Annotated in this window: 17 protein-coding genes; 12 read left to right on the forward strand and 5 right to left on the reverse strand. The window is 37.2% G+C overall.

What is annotated here, in order from left to right; all coding sequences use genetic code 11:
• Positions 1–17: 17 nt before the first annotated feature.
• Positions 18–1205, reverse strand: coding sequence for an MFS transporter (locus QFZ31_RS16575; RefSeq protein ID WP_307304606.1), 1188 nt, complete (start codon positions 1203–1205; stop codon positions 18–20).
• Positions 1206–1390: 185 nt separating this feature from the next.
• Here QFZ31_RS16575 and QFZ31_RS16580 point away from each other — a divergent pair, with 185 nt between their 5' ends.
• The 3 genes from QFZ31_RS16580 to QFZ31_RS16590 all read left to right on the forward strand — a co-directional run bounded on the left by QFZ31_RS16580 (position 1391) and on the right by QFZ31_RS16590 (position 3840).
• Complete coding sequence (locus tag QFZ31_RS16580; RefSeq protein WP_307304610.1) at positions 1391–2353, forward strand: D-2-hydroxyacid dehydrogenase; 963 nt, start codon at positions 1391–1393, stop codon at positions 2351–2353.
• Positions 2354–2368: 15 nt separating this feature from the next.
• Positions 2369–3307 carry a glycerophosphodiester phosphodiesterase gene (locus QFZ31_RS16585; RefSeq protein WP_307304614.1) on the forward strand — a complete coding sequence of 313 codons (939 nt, stop codon included), beginning with the start codon at positions 2369–2371 and terminating at the stop codon, positions 3305–3307.
• A 125-nt stretch (positions 3308–3432) separates the two neighbouring features.
• A complete protein-coding gene (locus QFZ31_RS16590) occupies positions 3433–3840 on the forward strand; it encodes a DUF1761 domain-containing protein (protein ID WP_179602462.1) in 408 nt (135 codons plus the stop codon).
• Between the two features lie 43 nt (positions 3841–3883).
• Here the strand turns inward: QFZ31_RS16590 and QFZ31_RS16595 are convergent, their stop codons facing one another.
• The gene (locus QFZ31_RS16595) at positions 3884–6637 is read right to left on the reverse strand and encodes a dynamin family protein (RefSeq protein ID WP_307304623.1); all 2754 of its coding nucleotides are present in this window, start codon (positions 6635–6637) and stop codon (positions 3884–3886) included.
• Between the two features lie 219 nt (positions 6638–6856).
• On the opposite strand from QFZ31_RS16595, the gene QFZ31_RS16600 reads away from it, so the two are divergent.
• Positions 6857–7366 carry a hypothetical protein gene (locus QFZ31_RS16600; RefSeq protein ID WP_307304626.1) on the forward strand — a complete coding sequence of 170 codons (510 nt, stop codon included), beginning with the start codon at positions 6857–6859 and terminating at the stop codon, positions 7364–7366.
• 39 nt (positions 7367–7405) lie between these two features.
• Here QFZ31_RS16600 and QFZ31_RS16605 read toward each other — a convergent pair whose 3' ends face one another.
• The 3 genes from QFZ31_RS16605 to QFZ31_RS16615 form a co-directional block, all read right to left on the reverse strand.
• Entirely contained in the window at positions 7406–8128 is a 723-nt protein-coding gene (locus QFZ31_RS16605) for an amino acid ABC transporter ATP-binding protein (RefSeq protein ID WP_307304629.1), read from the reverse strand.
• A complete protein-coding gene (locus QFZ31_RS16610; protein ID WP_307304632.1) occupies positions 8125–8781 on the reverse strand; it encodes an amino acid ABC transporter permease in 657 nt (218 codons plus the stop codon). The genes QFZ31_RS16605 and QFZ31_RS16610 overlap by 4 nt, the downstream gene beginning before the upstream one ends.
• 106 nt (positions 8782–8887) lie before the next feature.
• Positions 8888–9706, reverse strand: a complete 819-nt coding sequence (locus QFZ31_RS16615; RefSeq protein WP_307304636.1) for a basic amino acid ABC transporter substrate-binding protein — start codon at positions 9704–9706, stop codon at positions 8888–8890.
• 287 nt (positions 9707–9993) lie between these two features.
• Here QFZ31_RS16615 and QFZ31_RS16620 point away from each other — a divergent pair, with 287 nt between their 5' ends.
• From QFZ31_RS16620 to ilvE, 8 genes are all read left to right on the forward strand, one after another.
• Entirely contained in the window at positions 9994–10296 is a 303-nt protein-coding gene (locus tag QFZ31_RS16620; RefSeq protein ID WP_307304639.1) for a hypothetical protein, read from the forward strand.
• Between the two features lie 166 nt (positions 10297–10462).
• The gene (locus tag QFZ31_RS16625; RefSeq protein WP_307304643.1) at positions 10463–10600 is read left to right on the forward strand and encodes a hypothetical protein; all 138 of its coding nucleotides are present in this window, start codon (positions 10463–10465) and stop codon (positions 10598–10600) included.
• A 17-nt stretch (positions 10601–10617) separates the two neighbouring features.
• The gene (locus QFZ31_RS16630) at positions 10618–10782 is read left to right on the forward strand and encodes a Fur-regulated basic protein FbpA (protein ID WP_306075711.1); all 165 of its coding nucleotides are present in this window, start codon (positions 10618–10620) and stop codon (positions 10780–10782) included.
• 103 nt (positions 10783–10885) lie between these two features.
• Positions 10886–11221, forward strand: a complete 336-nt coding sequence (locus QFZ31_RS16635; RefSeq protein WP_179602541.1) for a MerR family transcriptional regulator — start codon at positions 10886–10888, stop codon at positions 11219–11221.
• Between the two features lie 219 nt (positions 11222–11440).
• The gene (locus QFZ31_RS16640) at positions 11441–12721 is read left to right on the forward strand and encodes an ammonium transporter (protein WP_307304649.1); all 1281 of its coding nucleotides are present in this window, start codon (positions 11441–11443) and stop codon (positions 12719–12721) included.
• Positions 12722–12788: 67 nt separating this feature from the next.
• Positions 12789–13757, forward strand: coding sequence for a DUF294 nucleotidyltransferase-like domain-containing protein (locus tag QFZ31_RS16645; protein WP_307304652.1), 969 nt, complete (start codon positions 12789–12791; stop codon positions 13755–13757).
• The gene (locus tag QFZ31_RS16650; RefSeq protein ID WP_307304654.1) at positions 13757–14491 is read left to right on the forward strand and encodes an exonuclease domain-containing protein; all 735 of its coding nucleotides are present in this window, start codon (positions 13757–13759) and stop codon (positions 14489–14491) included. Before QFZ31_RS16645 ends, QFZ31_RS16650 begins: the two co-directional genes overlap by 1 nt.
• 423 nt (positions 14492–14914) lie before the next feature.
• Entirely contained in the window at positions 14915–15823 is a 909-nt protein-coding gene (ilvE, locus tag QFZ31_RS16655) for a branched-chain-amino-acid transaminase (protein ID WP_307304656.1), read from the forward strand.
• Positions 15824–15829 lie beyond the last annotated feature (6 nt).

Here is a 15829-nt window from a genome sequence, read left to right on the forward strand (position 1 = left end):
AGGACCTGACCTTTCGTTTATGATACAGTTCTTTCCTTCGGAGTAACTCTTCTTTTCCTGACCTCTGCCATAGTTAAAACGATGGCTATAATTAAAAATAGGCTACTTATTCGGAAAAGATTTTCAGTATCAGTGAACAGTGCGATTGCACCGAAAATCATTCCGCTTAAGCCAATTCCTAAATCAATGGCTGAAAAGAACATCCCATTCGCCACACCTCTACGATTTTCGGGTGTAATGGATAGGGTCCAGGATTGCAAGATAGGCAATGCACAGCCAAATCCGATACCAAACAGTCCACCTGCTGCAGCTAGCATAAAATTGGTTTGTGCATAAGACAGGATCCACAGCCCAATAAAGGTAGCGAAGATACAGATAAATATCATTGCAATCGGTCCTTTTTCATCAAACCATTTTCCTGTAATGGGTCTAGCCACCGTTGCAACTATGGCATTAAGAATATAGAATAAAAAGATTTGGTCAATGCCTTTTTCCTCTCCAAAGATGACTATAAAGGTAGAGACTGAACCATAACCAAGACAAATAATGAAGGTAATAAAAGCTGGATACCAGCTCGATTTCTCTACTAATGAACCAAGGTAGGAGAATTTAAGGTTCTCTCTTTTTGTCTTTATAACCGCTTCAGGTGTTCGATAGTGTACGAGTGCAAGCAGCACTACCGAAATAAAACCTAAGATGCTTGAAATAACAATTAGATTTGTAAATGTAGTGACATTGTATAAGAAGATTCCTAGACTAGGAGCAATAATATAGGCAATTGTATTTGACAGCCCGAAGTACCCCATGCCTTCACCAAGCCGAGAAAATGGAATGGCGTCCACTGCTGCTGTACCATTCACGGTAGTTGACCAACCCCACGCAAGTCCATGCACAAAACGAATAAAAAGAAATACCACGACAATGCTAGAGAGTGGATATAGTATTGTAATAGCGAAAAGAATGACTGCTCCAATTAATACGAGATGTTTTCTATGTTTGTATTCAAGCATGAATCCAATAAACGGTCTAATGAGCACAGCACCTATTGAAAACAATGCCGTAACCAAGCCAATTTCCAGCCCGCTTGCACCTATGGATTTTATGTAAGGCGGTAAGGTTGGTATAAGCATTTGGAAGGACATAAATACAAACAGATTCCCAACCATCAACATAATAAAAGATTTAGTCCACAAACGTTCTTTCAAAGTAACACCCCTATCGAGAGGAAAAATTTAATTTATTTCGTATCACTAAATAATAGCACAGAACAGTAGAAATAAAAATACGAATTTAGTCTCGCTTTCGCTATTTTTCTTTTGTAATCGTTACCTTTTTTAGCGAATTCAGGTATCATAAATATATGTAATATGAAGGCAAATGGAGGAAGTATATGCAAAAGAGAAAAATCGTTATTACCCATCATTTACATCAGAATTTAATAGAACAGATAAAAGAAATAATCCCTGATTGGACAATCATTGCAGGTAATGATAGAGATATTTGGCAGGAACATTTACATGACGCTGAAATTATTGCAGGCTGGAAAAAAGGAATGGAAGAAGAGTGTCTTGCTCCCCAGTCAAAGCTTAAGTGGCTCCAAACCTGGAGTGCGGGTGTTGATAGCTTGCCGCTTGAATCCCTTGAATCCAAGAACATCACTGTAACAAGCGCTAATGGCGTGCATGCTTATCCTATATCTGAAAGTATCTTTGCATTAATGCTAGGTTTAACAAGAAAAATCCATACATATGTGAAAAATCAACAAGAAAAGAAATGGCACCATTCCGGCATTAAACTAGAAATGCACGAAAAAACGATTGGAATTATTGGTGTTGGAGCCATTGGCAAGGAAACCGCAAAGATTGCTAAAGCCTTTGGTATGAAGGTACTAGGGGTTCGCCATTCTGGAAAACCACAGGAATATGTCGATGAAATGTACTCCACAGATCAAGTAGATGTGGTGCTCCCAAACTGTGATTATGTAGTTGTCACACTTCCACTAACCAAAGACACCAAACACTTATTTGATTCTAAAAAATTCGATCTTATGAAACCTTCTGTTTTCTTTATCAATATCGGGCGTGGTGAAATTGTAGTTGAAGACCACCTGATTAGAGCATTACAGAACGGGATCATTGCGGGAGCAGGTTTGGATGTATTTGAACAGGAACCATTAAGCGGGGATAGTCCATTATGGGAAATGGAAAATGTAATTATTACTCCGCACATTGCGGGTTCAACAGAACATTATAATCAAAGAGTAATTGAAAATGTCCTACTTCCAAACTTAAAAAACTATATTTCCGGTAACCAACCTTCGGTTAATCATGTAAATTTTTCTAAAGGCTATTAGTAGAGGAGCACTATTATGCAACACGCCACAATAGAGAAATCGAGGAGAAAGAAAACAGTCTTGCTAACTTTAAAAATGATGGTTGCGGCTATTGCCATTTTCCTGTTAGTCACTAATTTATTTCCAGTCAAACCAATCAAACAGAAAAGCTTCTTTAATCATACTCGTCCATTAGTCATTGCTCACCAAGGCGGTGAGTTGTTGGCACCTTCCAATACAATGGCTGCCTTTAGAAATGCCGCTGACATGGGAGTCGATGTCCTTGAAACGGATATACATATTACCAAGGATGGTCATTTAGTTACGATTCATGACCCAAGTGTTGACCGGACAACCAACGGAAAGGGCAATGTAGCAGACCTTACTTTAGCGGAACTTCAATCGCTTGATGCAGGGTACCATTTTAAAGACTTAGAAGGCAATTATAGTTTCCGTGGTAACGGTGTCTATATCCCAACGGTCGAAGAGATGTTTCAAACATTCAATGACATGAAAATAGAAATAGAAATAAAAGATGATAACCCGCCTGAAAGAATGGATGAAATTGCTTCGAAATTATGGGACCTCACCGAAAAATATCAAATGGAAGAAAAAATTATTATTGGTTCATTTGACCAAAAAATACTCCAAACATTTGAAAAGTATGCAAAAGGTCGTGTCGCCATTTCAGCTGGCAGACAAGAGGTTAAAAGCTTTGTTGTCTTCCATAAATTCTTCCTGCGAAATCTTTATGTACCAACAGTCGATGCTTTCCAACTCCCTGTCGAGGACAGCGGCTTTGATTTAACAGACCAAAGGTTAATTGATGGGGCACACCGTCTTGGATTGGAAATTCACTACTGGACGATTGATGACCCAAAAACCATGGAAAAATTGATTGACGCAGGGGCTGACGGTATTTTGACAAATCGACCAGATCTATTGCTCAAATTGCTTGAGGAAAAAGGCTTGTAGATACTTGGGCTCCACTATTTCTAATAGCAGCCCTTTCTTTTAAACAAGTTCTATAGGAATTTTGTTTTAATAAAAATATCATGATATAATTCACCAAAAATAGGAATACAAAAGGGGTAATTGGATTGGAGTTCACAAATATAAGTATATTAGCCATCATTCTAGCGGTTGTAGCCAATATGGTGATCGGAGCACTCTGGTATTCTCCTATTCTTTTTTCTAACATTTGGGTAAAAGCTCTAGGTAAGAAAATGGAGGATATTGACCCAAAAGGAGCCTATGTGGGATACGGATTAACCACACTCGGAGGAATTTTCACTGCAGTTGTTCTTTCACTTTTTATTCAGTTATTAGATACAGTGACGATTTTAGATGGAGCTTTATTCGGATTTCTGATTGGTTTAATTGCTGCATTTAGAGAATTATCACCTACTTTCTTTGAGAATCGTAACTACACTTTATTCTTCATTAGTGCAGGCTATCACGTAGTGGCCTTGACGATTATGGGAATCATTATTGCTGCTTTCGTATAATAGTAAAGGGTGCCTCATATAAACGGAGGCACCCCTTATTTTATTAATAAATTGTGTTTACACCCTTGCCTGCAATAGTGGCCCATTCGAATTGACGTAGTCTAACTTCAAATAGCGTCAACGGATCACGGAACATTTCTGGGTTCGTATTCATCTTTTTCAAAATATCTTGATTTGTCGATATTTGAGAAAGTGATTCTTCAATTGCTTCATTAAGGGTCTTCAGTGGCTGTCTGAAGAACAACGTAATGTCTCTTTCCAGTGATTTTTCAAAGAGTTCAAACTGCTGGAAAAAGCGTTCAATAACAATCTCAGTTGATTCAGAATAGCTATCATTTTTCACAAAGGCTTTATATTTATTATAAAGCATCGCATTATTTTGAGATAATGCCCCAAAAAGCTTTCCAGCACTTTTTAATAAGAACTGTGAAGGGGTATTGCGAAGTAAGATATTTACCTTTTCTAATTGGAATCGGCTCGTCATTCTATCCGTATCCCGATGCCAATCATCCAGTACTTTAAAGTCACATTCTGTCCTAATTCGCTCTTCCCCATATAAGCTATTTAAACCTTCTGCCATCTCATCTAAAAATTCCTGTCCTTGCTCGAATTCCTCTTTACTCTTGGTAATCCATTCTTGAAGTGATGAATAATATTTCGGCATTACACTTCGCTCCAGGAAATCTTGTATTCTATTGTTCATCACATCATTTAGCTCGATATGGATCGTACTAATGTTGCTGTCTTCTTTGATTAAATCCGAACATTCCTGAAGTATTTTTGGTACTTCGATAGAAATTTCATTTTGGATGCTTTCCTTGATGCCACGGTAAGACCTTGTGATCGCTTTGATTTTTTGCGCCTCAGCGTCCTTTACTTGATTAAGAGCTCCATTTAGTTTCATTACAACTTCTTCATTCCAGCGGACCGACTCAATTAATTGATTCTCAACATCAATTCTCTTTTGCAGCAGCCTGGAAATTGTAGTCCGTATGAAGAATAAAAGCTTAGCCAAGCGCTTATCTGCTATGTTTCTAGTATCCTTGATTGATTGGATAAAGCCCTTTAATTCAACTAATTGCTGTCCTCTTTCGTACTGGGAGGAGTAGGCAAATACCTGTGCCTCAGGTAAGTAAGACTGAATCTTCGACTTTGTTTCATCGAAAATTCTGATTGCGTTCTGTTCATTAACAATGGTATCCATTTTATTTAAGAGAAAGTGGACAGGAATATCCGGTGCAAGCTCATTAATTTGTGAAAGAACACCCTTCTCTAACTCCGTAAATGGGGCATTTGCATCTAAGACAAATAATAGCGTATCGGCCATTTGAATATATTGCAGTACTTCATACCGCTCTTGATAACTGCCTTTTAATCCTGGCGTTTCAATTAATGCAAGCTTTTGCTCATACAAAAATGGAAATGGCTGTTGAAATTCGATAATTGACTCAAGTGCATTCCGACGTCGATCCATTCGCTCTTGAAAATGCGTAAAATTGTCGAGTTTAATAGTTTCATGATCAGTTATTTCATAAATATTTAGGTCCTCAAAGTCTTTAAACATTATGAGTGATGACGTTGGGCTATCCTGAATTTCTTCACCCAATATTGTATTAACGAAAGTAGACTTACCACTTCCACTTAAGCCTGTAATATATAGGTGATGGGTGTCAAAATCATTTAATTGTTGAACCATCCAGTTTAGGTGGTTATTTTCACCCATATCATTTGCCTTTGCCCAACTAATGATCGCCTCAAAGAGACTTAAACTCTCTTCTAACTCGTCAATATTACTATCTGTTTCACCAATAAGATTTTCAGCCTCACTGACAATTGACATGCTTATACTTGTTGGAAAAAGCTCATTCCATGACAATACCGAAGCAGATACTATGACTGTATGCTTCGGAACAGATAATCGCAGCCAATTGGTTAAAAGGTCTGGTACTAGATCTTCCAGCGTTTTAATGGAATAGTCTCCATTGATTAAATGAAAATAAGTTTGATAATGCAGCTCTGAAAGAGATTCAAAATGATAATCTCGGCTTATATCGAGATTTAATAGTAGATGATTTACCTCTCTCAGCCATGTAAAATATGAATCATCGTCTTTGTAATTTTTCCAAAGGGAAGTTGTAAGCTCTTCAAACTTATTCTTGTCTAAGCTATACAATTCAAAGATTGCTTGTATAAAGTAATTTGGATTATAGTTTTTTGTAAGGTTTTTATTTACATACGTATTTACAGTTTCAAACCAATCGATAAAACCTGTACGTTTCGCTTCATTTACGGCCAGCTCGATCGCATTATTCCAATCCTGCTGATCCTCAAAATAGGACCGTGCAATAACAGTCAAATTTGGGTAATCTGGGTTTGAATCAATCGTTCTTTTAATTATCTCAACTGCTTCCTCACGCTTCCCCCGATCAATGTAGAGTGAAAAAAGCTGCAGAGCCACTTCTGTCTTCAATGTAAGATTATTGGTTTCAATTGAAAGATAAAGATCCTCTGCGTTTGAGAGAAGACCTGATTCATAGTAGGCATCGGCAATATTTTTCCTAGCCCATAATTCAAGTTCTCCAGTAATATTCTCCCATTTAAAAATAGCTGCTTCAAAGTCCCGATTATGAAAGTAAATTTCACCTTGGGCAAAGCGAATAGATGTTAAATTAGGCAGATCTTTTTGAAGCTCTTCCTGATATGCATCACCTAAAACACGTACCGGCTGTACATCCTCATGCTCATTTATATACATTTGATAATACGATTTGTTAATTAACTGACTCTCTAACGTCATGACTGTCCCTCCAATTACCACCACTTCTTTTGTCATCATATGGAAAAGAGGCAGAATTATTCCTTTATATAATACGAACTACGGACTCATTTTTAGTCCCAATTATGTCAATTCTACCAAACGATTTTTTTATTCTGGTTTCAATTATATTTCATTTAGGATACAATACTTTCAATTAAACTTCTACTTTTTGCCAATCTACCACAAGGAGCATTTACTTTGAAAAAGATTGAAGCTGTATTTTTAGCAGATTTGATTAAAAAGTCAAGAACGGCCAAATATGATATTAAAATAATAGACACAGTAAATGGAACATTACCTGGTTTTCATCAATGGACAAATGGTAAACAAACTGAGGCAGGATTTGAAATTACTTCTCTCGACAGTGATACTAGCTACTATTTTTTATTCATCGATTGGCACCGCAATGACAACTATTATTTAGTCATTTACCTGCATAATAAATCAACCACCGCAGCGGAACTGAAAGTTATTGAAGAAATAGATGGCATCCCGCATATCACGTGGATGTACAATCCTTTAAAACGTGACGGAAAAAACGATCAAAGAAAAGCCTATTTCAAGCAAATGTTTGGCTCAAGAAAAGTAACTATCAAAATTCCTGCCTCTCCTTTAGACATAGAAGGATTCATTGATCAACTATTTAGACTTTGCCAAAATCGTATAAAAGCAGATAAGATTGTCGACGTGTTTGATTTTGAAATATAGAAAATAGCAAAAAACAGGAGGCATAGAGCCTTCCTGTTTTTATAAAACCTTACTCAAAAAGGCTATAGTCCGAGATTCCCTTGGATGATCAAATAATTCAGTTGGGGTATTTTCTTCAACGATAAGTCCGCCGTCCATAAAAATGACGCGGTCACCTACTTCTTTTGCAAATCCCATTTCATGTGTGACGACCACCATCGTCATTCCCTCTTTAGCAAGTTGTTTCATGACCTCTAGGACCTCTCCAACCATTTCAGGGTCAAGTGCTGAGGTTGGTTCATCAAATAACATGATTTTTGGTTCCATTGCAAGCGCCCTTGCAATCGCGACACGCTGCTTTTGTCCACCTGATAGAGAATCAGGATACGCCTCAGCTTTATCCTCTAATCCTACTTTTCTTAAAAGCTCTAAACCTTTTTTTCTCGCTTGCTCAGCTGATACATTTCTAACCTTCATTGGGGCGAGCATAATATTTTCGATGACCTTTTTATGCGGGAAAAGGTTAAACTGCTGAAACACCATCCCCACCTCGGTCCGTACTTTATTAATATCTGATTTTTTATCAGTAATATCTATACCTTCAATATAGACATGTCCTTCTGTTATTGATTCTAAAAGATTTATACATCGCAGGAAAGTAGATTTACCAGAACCAGATGGACCAATAACAACTACAACCTCTTGGGGCTTAACGGTAACATTAATATCCTTAAGCACCACATTTGCTCCAAATGATTTTTTTAAATTTTTCACTTCGATCATTCTGTTGCTAACCTCCTTTCAAGACGGCTTAATACGTAACTTAAAGAAAGCGTTAAAACAAGGTAAATAAGCGCTGCCGTAATATAAGGCTCCCAAACACGGAAATATTGTCCCTGCATAGCTCGTCCCCAATACATGAGTTCTGGGGCTGCCACTAACGATGCAAGTGAAGATTCTTTAATTAGGACGATAAATTCATTACCTAACGGCGGAATCATTCGTTTAAACGCTTGTGGAAGGATCACATAACGCATAGCTTGTACATGCGTCATACCAAGAGAACGGGCTGCTTCCATCTGCCCTTTATCAATCGATTGAATTCCTGCGCGAAAAATTTCCGCTATGTATGCCGCAGAGTTCAATGAAAGAGTCAGAATCGCTGCTGCAATACCATTTGTACCACCTGTAAATAGAGGTACTACTGCAAAATGAATTAACATAATTTGTACAAGCATTGGTGTGCCACGGAACAAAGTGATATACAAACCAAAAGGAAATGACAGCAATTTATTTTTCATCATTTTTCCTAATCCGATAAATAAACCAAGTATTGTCCCTATTAAAATACCAGCTAATGATAGTCCAATTGTTAGCAGTGTCCCTTTAAGAAAAAAGGGTGCGTATTCCGCTAAAATATTCCACTGAATATCCATAATCTCCTCCTATAATACCTTTACCCTCTGTTAAATTATGTAAGACTAGGTACGAAACCAAAAATTGCGTAACTTCTAGTTTTCAAGAGTTACGCAATTTTTGTTATTATTGTTGGTCTTTCAGCAATTGTACGTCTGGATCTACCTTAAACCATTTATTGTAGATTTTTGCATATGTTCCATTATCAAACACTTCGTTTAGAGCTTTATCAAAATCAGCTTTTATCTTACTTCCCTTCGAAAACATTAATCCGTAAAACTCTTGGGCAAATGCGTCCTTATCTTCAATGATGACAAATTTATCATTTGGATTATTTTTTGCGTATTCCTCAATTACTGTGTTATCCGCAACAACTGCGTCTGCTCCTCCAGCCTTAAGCTCCATAATTGCTAAGTTGTTGTTTTCAAACTTTTTAATTTGGTCGCTGTTTTTGCCAAGCAGTCCTTCAACCGCTTCCTGCCCAGTTGTTGCATTTTGAACAGCAACAGTTTTATCCTTCAAATCTTCTGCACTTTTGATAGGACTGCCCTCTGGAACCATTATCTTATTTGTAGATAAGAAGTATGGTACAGAAAAATCATATGTTTTCTTTCTATCATCATTTATGGTAATCGACGAAATCCCAATATCGGCAATTTTCTTCTCTAATTCAACGAATATTGGATCCCAGCCTGTGTGAGCAATATCAATTTCGTATCCTGCTTCTTTCGCTACTGCTTTAATTAAATCAATATCAAATCCTACAATTTCACCCTTATCCTGGTACTCAAATGGTGCATACGCTGCGTCAGTTACAACACGGAGAGTTTTCTTTTCATTACTAGAATCCGATCCATTCCCACTTGTTTCACTCGTACCACATGCCGTCAGAAATAACATAAAAGCCATAACCAAAAACGTTACTAAATATTTTGCCTTCTTCATTTTTTACCCCCCAATTGTTTTTTTAATAAACCAATCTTTGAAACATTTAAAATTTTTAGAATATAGGTGATTATAACCTTTTTTGTTGACTTATTCAATATTTTATTATCAAAACTTTACTATTTTAATACGCTAAAAAAGTAATATAAAGATAGTATTAAAAAGATAATTATTATACTCTGTTCATATTTCATATAAAGTCATGCATATTTCTAGGCACCTGCCCACACTCTCCGCGGATGTCTACATAATCTATATGGTATTAAATTAAAAGGGAGAGTTGCCCAATGTATCCTTATGGCTATTATCAAGCTCCACAAGTTCAGTATGATTATAATCAATATGATCAGTTGGATCCGTATGCACAACAAAACCAATATGACCCGTATGATCCAGATAGACAACCACAACAACTGGAGCGGAGAGTCAACCAACTTGAAAGACAAAATGAGCGTCAGGAAAGAGAAATCAATCAACTCCAACGTGACGTTAACCAGCTTCAACGTCGACTACAACGTGTCAACCAGCGCCTGCGTCAAGTGGAAAGACGCTTTAACTTCCCATTCACACCATTTGATGGCGAATATTAAAAAGTATGTAAGAACCAGGGTGTTAAAGCCTGGTTCTTTTTGAATTTGTAAGATTTCCTCTAACAAATCAAAAATCTTGTCAGTGTTTCTGACATAATCACTGACAAATTCAAATTATTTCGTTAACTTTTAGGATACATACTGTTTAGATAAGGGGAGATTGGCGATGTATAGGACGAATGATATTAAATTAGCAGAAAAGATTCTTCAATTAGATAAACAAAGGGATGAATTGTATGAAGAGCTTATGATAAAAATGGGCTCACGTGCACATGAGTTGATTAGAGCACTTCAAAATCGATAATCAGGGAGTGAAGGATCATGACAAATCAATTGCGTAAAGGAGTCGAAACACTTAAACTATTTTACATTAATAGATTAATTGAGTCTGGTCTTTATAACGCTTCTGACGATGATCTACATTCCCTCACATTAAGTGAACTACAAACTATTTTCAAAAAGACATTCCCCAAAAAAGCAAACTAAACAACCGAAGCTGCCAAGTGTCATAATCCAATCAATGTAAGGAAAATTAACATAAACTATGGTATATAACATAATCACAGTAGAGCGTGGTGAAATCAAAAAAATGGCGAATGATTCTTCTTATAAAGATAAAAAAGTGATAACAATTGGGATTGTAAGAGACCTAACCGGTCTTTCAGAGCGGCAAATACGCTATTATGAGGAACGAAAGTTAATTTTCCCCGAAAGATCCTCTGGCGGGAGCAGAAAATATTCCTTTGCAGACGTTGAGTTATTAGTGGAAATTGCCAACAAGATTGAAGATGGTGTTCAAACTCATGAAATTAGAAAAGAAATGCTTCGAGCTCAGAAAAAGCAAAATCAGAATGATGTTACACGAAAGATGATACAAGGACAATTGAATGCACAATTCGGTTTACGAAAAGGACCATCTTCTTAATTTAGAGGATGGATTTTTTTGTCATAAAACTCCACATATATATCGTTAAATTTCCTCTCCTCCTGCCTACTATTCATGAATAACTTACTTATTTTACTTAGACTTTCAAAAATCATGTTAGGAAACCTTACACAATTGTAGAATCCACTTCAAATCCATGTGAAAATACAAATACAACGAATGTTAAGAAAATTAACATGAATTTAAGGGGGAGAACTAATGGATACTATATTCTTAATGAACAGTTTATGGGTAATGGTTGCAGCAGTACTTGTTATACTTATGATAGGAGGCTTCATTCTACTAGAAACTGGATCCACCCGAATGAAGAATGCTGGACATATTGCAGGGAAAACAATACTAACATTTGGTATTGGCTCCATTGTTTTTTGGGCAGTTGGTTACGGTTTAATTTTTGGCTCAGGAAACGCACTGATTGGTTTCTCAGACTTCTTCTACTCAGGATATGATATTGAAGGTTTATCACTTTCCGGAGCTGTTTTCTTTTTATTCCAATTAGCTTTTGCTGGAATTTCCTTAACCATCGCATTTGGAGGTTTTGCTGAAAGAGCAAAACTTGGAGCATATCTTGTATTTGCGGTACTATTCTCCGTAATTGTTTATCCACCAATTGCTCACTGGATTTGGGGCGGCGGCTGGTTAGCAGAACATGGTAAGCAAGATTTCGCAGGCTCAACGGTTGTTCACTTAACAGGAGCAATGGCCGCATTTGCAGCTACGTTAATCCTAAAGCCTCGTATTGGAAAGTACAATAAAGATGGTTCAGCAAACAATCTCGCAGGACACAACCAAGTATTCACAGCACTAAGCGTATTACTCCTATGGGTTGGCTGGTTTGGATTTAATGCAGGCAGTACTGTATCTGTTGATGGTGCATTCTTTGGTTTCGTAGCAGTTAACACGAATTTGGCCGCTGGTGCCGGTGTGATCGCAGCAATGATTATTTCTTGGATTGTCATGGGTAAAGCGGATGTCCCAATGATGTTGAATGGCGCCTTAGCAGGTTTAGTTGCAATCACAGCCTCTTGTGCATTTGTTGATACATGGGCTGCAGTCCTAATCGGGTTCATTGCAGGTTTCCTAGTATTTTATAGCATTCGATTTTTTGAAAGCAAAAGAATTGATGATCCAATCGCAGCATTGTCTGTACACGGTGTAGCAGGTATTTGGGGAACTTTATCAACAGGTTTTTTTGCAACACCAGAATTAGCAACAGTTGGTCAACCAGGGTTATTTTACGGAGGCGGCTTACACCAACTTGGAGTTCAGGCCTTAGGAGTTGTAAGCAGTGGTGCTTTTGCTTTTATTGTCTCTTTTATCCTATTAACGATAATGAAAGCCGTTATGAACGGTTTGCGCGTTACAGAAGAAGAAGAAATTATCGGTCTTGACATGAGTGAGCATGGAAGCTACGGTTACCCTGAAATGGTTAAGACTGAAAAAGCTATCATTAGTCCAGATCCAAAGCTAAATGCTTAATATATAGCCTTCCATCCCCTTTCAAGGGGATGGAATTATAATTTTTGAAACGGAGGTAACTTAATGGATGACCAGCTACTTAGAGATTAGAAGATTCCGTGATGACCAAATCATTTGGGTTTCTCGCAATCATTTACAGTTAAACCAGCTTCATGATGAAATCATCCAACGCGTCATTTCTGTTTCTGTTAAACAGACAGAAGAAAAACATGGATCCCTTCCCTGCCCCTTCACTTTTTTCATGATGGGAAGCGCTGGACGGTTTGAGCAATCCGTATGGAGCGATCAGGATCATGGCATTATTTATCAACAGCAAGGCACAGAAATAAACCATTACTTTTTGGCATTAGGAAAAGAAATCACACAAGGGCTGCAGCTTGCTGGCTATGATTATTGTGATGGAGATGTGATGGCGAGCAATCCCTTATGGTGTAAATCACTTTCTGAATGGAGGCAGCAATTAGCAAATTGGTCCAACAACTCAAACTGGGAAGGCATTCGCCATCTATTGATTTTTATTGATGGACGTTCCCTTTATGGTGACGAAAGTTTTCTGGAAAAATTAAAAATAGAAGTATATCAAACTATCCATAAAGAAAACCTCTTTCATAAAGTGCTTAATAATACACTATACCTAAAAAAGGGAATCGGTGTATTAGGTCAACTACTCTTGGAAACACACGGACCACACACTGGCTCCTTAAACATAAAAGAAAAGGCCCTTTTTCCATATGTAAATGGTATTCGGTTATTGGCGATAAAAGGAAATATCTATGAAACCTCTACTCTTTTAAGGCTGGAAAAACTGTCCGAATTGGTACTTCCTTCTATTAAGAGAGAATTATATAAACAACAGTTCTTAAAATTACTAAACTTTCGTCTATCACTATCAAAACCAGACAATTACGAAAATAGCCACTATCTGCCTATCTCGACACTCTCAAAAAAGCAAAAGGAAGAAGTAAAAGAAATACTGAAAAATGGTACAGCACTGTACCGTTATGTAAGAAATTTAATAGAAAAGGAGGATGACTAATGGGAATGAATGATATGATTCAATTTTTCAGACAGATGTCAGGCAGACTTGGTTCAAATATTTATGCAGGAGTTCAAGGGCAAAGCAATATGCAAAATATTTCTTTCATCCGCCAGCTTCAAAAAGAAATGAAAGAAAACAACTGCCTAGACACACCGCTACAGGAATTACAGGTGGTTGTATTTGATTTAGAAACGACTGGTTTCTATCCTGAAAAAGGAGATCGTGTCATCTCAATCGGCGCCATCAAAATGACTGGTCAAGAACTGTTGAAAACAGAAACTTTTTATTCCCTGGTACATTCTCCACAACCTATTTCAGAAGAAATATCCACCTTGACTAACATTACAAATGAGGAATTACGAAGTGCCCCTTTTGTATCCGAAGTGCTAATGGAATTTTACAAATTCATTAAGAATCATACACTTGTCGCTCACCACTCCAAGCATGAACAGTCTTTTATGCAAAAACTAACATGGGATTTACTAAAAACTAGATTTGAACACAGAATTATTGATACCTCCTTTCTCCTTCGCTTATCAAATCCGATGATTAAGTCTATTCCACTAGAAGAAGCTTGCGAACAATGTGGAATCGAAGTCATCAATCGGCACCATGCCCTAGAGGATGCGAAACTGACAGCACATATTTGGAGTCATTATTTAGTGCGGGCACAGTCTATGGGTTATAAAAATCTTCGTGAAGTATACGAATATCTTGCAAAAATTAGATAGTAGAAAAAGCAAAAAAACAACTATAGTAAAAAACTAATGCACATTCCATTATGATGGATTAACTTCTTAATCCAATCTGTTTTTCAGTCAACTATAGTAGACTCCCCGTATGAAAACGCTCCTTTTCACTCTTCTTTTTAGCCCTCAAAAAAAATTTTTTTACTATTTTAATTTCTCAATAACCTTAATCTAACAATAATGAAAACGCTCACAACATTTCCGATTTATTTGAATTGTCAGATTTTTATATTGACCAAGATTTAGATTGGGTGTAAGATTACTGAAAATATAATTTGTATTAAATATTCTAACAACAGAACATGCCTCTGGATCATCCTCACAAATAGGAGATGAGGCATGGGAATTTTTTTACAACAGGATTTAATCATTTAAAGCGTTGTATGACTAAAAGGAGTGGTTAGGTTGGGAAGTCAATGGATATTCCTTGGCGGAGAGTTCGTCAAGAAAGAGGATGCTGTAGTTTCAGTTTTTGACCATGGATTTTTATATGGAGATGGAGTTTTTGAAGGCATTCGTGTTTATAGCGGAAACGTCTTTAGACTCGACGCCCACCTAAAAAGACTGTACGAGTCAGCACAATCCATTATGTTGAAAATTCCGTATACACAGGAAGAAATGACACAATTAATTGTGGATACGATCAGAAAAAATCAATTAGACAGCGCCTATATTCGTGTTGTTGTTTCACGGGGTAAAGGAAATCTCGGACTGGACCCTTCCTCCTGCCCAACGCCAAGCGTAATTATTATCGCTGAGCAATTAGCCTTATACCCAAAGGAATTTTATGAGCAAGGAATTAAAATTGCATCTGTTCCAAGCAGACGAAATCGCCCAGATGTATTAAGTCCACAAGTTAAATCACTTAACTATTTAAATAATATTCTAGTTAAATTAGAAGCCAATCAGGCTGGTGTACAAGAGGCTTTAATGCTCAATGACCAAGGATATGTAACAGAAGGTTCCGCTGACAATATCTTCATTGTAAAAAATGGAGTTATTTACACCCCTCCTGTTTACTTGGGGGCATTAGAAGGAATTACCCGAAATGCAATTATTGATGTAGCTAGAGCTAAAGGTTATGAGGTTAAGGAGACTCCATTTACTCGGCACGATGTGTATGTGGCTGATGAAGTGTTCCTAACCGGTACAGCTGTTGAAGTCATTGCTGTTATCGCAGTCGATGGCCGCGAAATTAGCGGCGGTAAACCAGGAAATGTTACAAATGACCTTTTAGAAGAATTTAGAAAAATCGTAACAACAGACGGAGTGGCTTGTTATCCTGAATCTGCAAGCCATGCCATTGTCAGTTAGGAGATA

The organism is Neobacillus niacini (assembly GCF_030817595.1).
GTDB lineage: Bacteria > Bacillota > Bacilli > Bacillales > Cytobacillaceae > Neobacillus > Neobacillus niacini_G.

Bases quoted from the DNA above. Each gene is read 5' to 3' on its own strand.
- QFZ31_RS16605 (WP_307304629.1), bottom strand. From the start codon at position 8,128: ATGATCGAAGTGAAAAATTTAAAAAAATCATTTGGAGCAAATGTGGTG.
- QFZ31_RS16650 (WP_307304654.1), top strand. From the start codon at position 13,757: ATGGGAATGAATGATATGATTCAATTTTTCAGACAGATGTCAGGCAGA.
- QFZ31_RS16610 (WP_307304632.1), bottom strand. From the start codon at position 8,781: ATGGATATTCAGTGGAATATTTTAGCGGAATACGCACCCTTTTTTCTT.
- QFZ31_RS16585 (WP_307304614.1), top strand. From the start codon at position 2,369: ATGCAACACGCCACAATAGAGAAATCGAGGAGAAAGAAAACAGTCTTG.
- QFZ31_RS16645 (WP_307304652.1), top strand. From the start codon at position 12,789: ATGACCAGCTACTTAGAGATTAGAAGATTCCGTGATGACCAAATCATT.
- QFZ31_RS16595 (WP_307304623.1), bottom strand. From the start codon at position 6,637: ATGACGTTAGAGAGTCAGTTAATTAACAAATCGTATTATCAAATGTAT.
- QFZ31_RS16580 (WP_307304610.1), top strand. From the start codon at position 1,391: ATGCAAAAGAGAAAAATCGTTATTACCCATCATTTACATCAGAATTTA.
- QFZ31_RS16625 (WP_307304643.1), top strand. From the start codon at position 10,463: ATGTATAGGACGAATGATATTAAATTAGCAGAAAAGATTCTTCAATTA.
- QFZ31_RS16615 (WP_307304636.1), bottom strand. From the start codon at position 9,706: ATGAAGAAGGCAAAATATTTAGTAACGTTTTTGGTTATGGCTTTTATG.
- QFZ31_RS16640 (WP_307304649.1), top strand. From the start codon at position 11,441: ATGGATACTATATTCTTAATGAACAGTTTATGGGTAATGGTTGCAGCA.
- QFZ31_RS16630 (WP_306075711.1), top strand. From the start codon at position 10,618: ATGACAAATCAATTGCGTAAAGGAGTCGAAACACTTAAACTATTTTAC.
- QFZ31_RS16635 (WP_179602541.1), top strand. From the start codon at position 10,886: ATGGCGAATGATTCTTCTTATAAAGATAAAAAAGTGATAACAATTGGG.
- QFZ31_RS16620 (WP_307304639.1), top strand. From the start codon at position 9,994: ATGTATCCTTATGGCTATTATCAAGCTCCACAAGTTCAGTATGATTAT.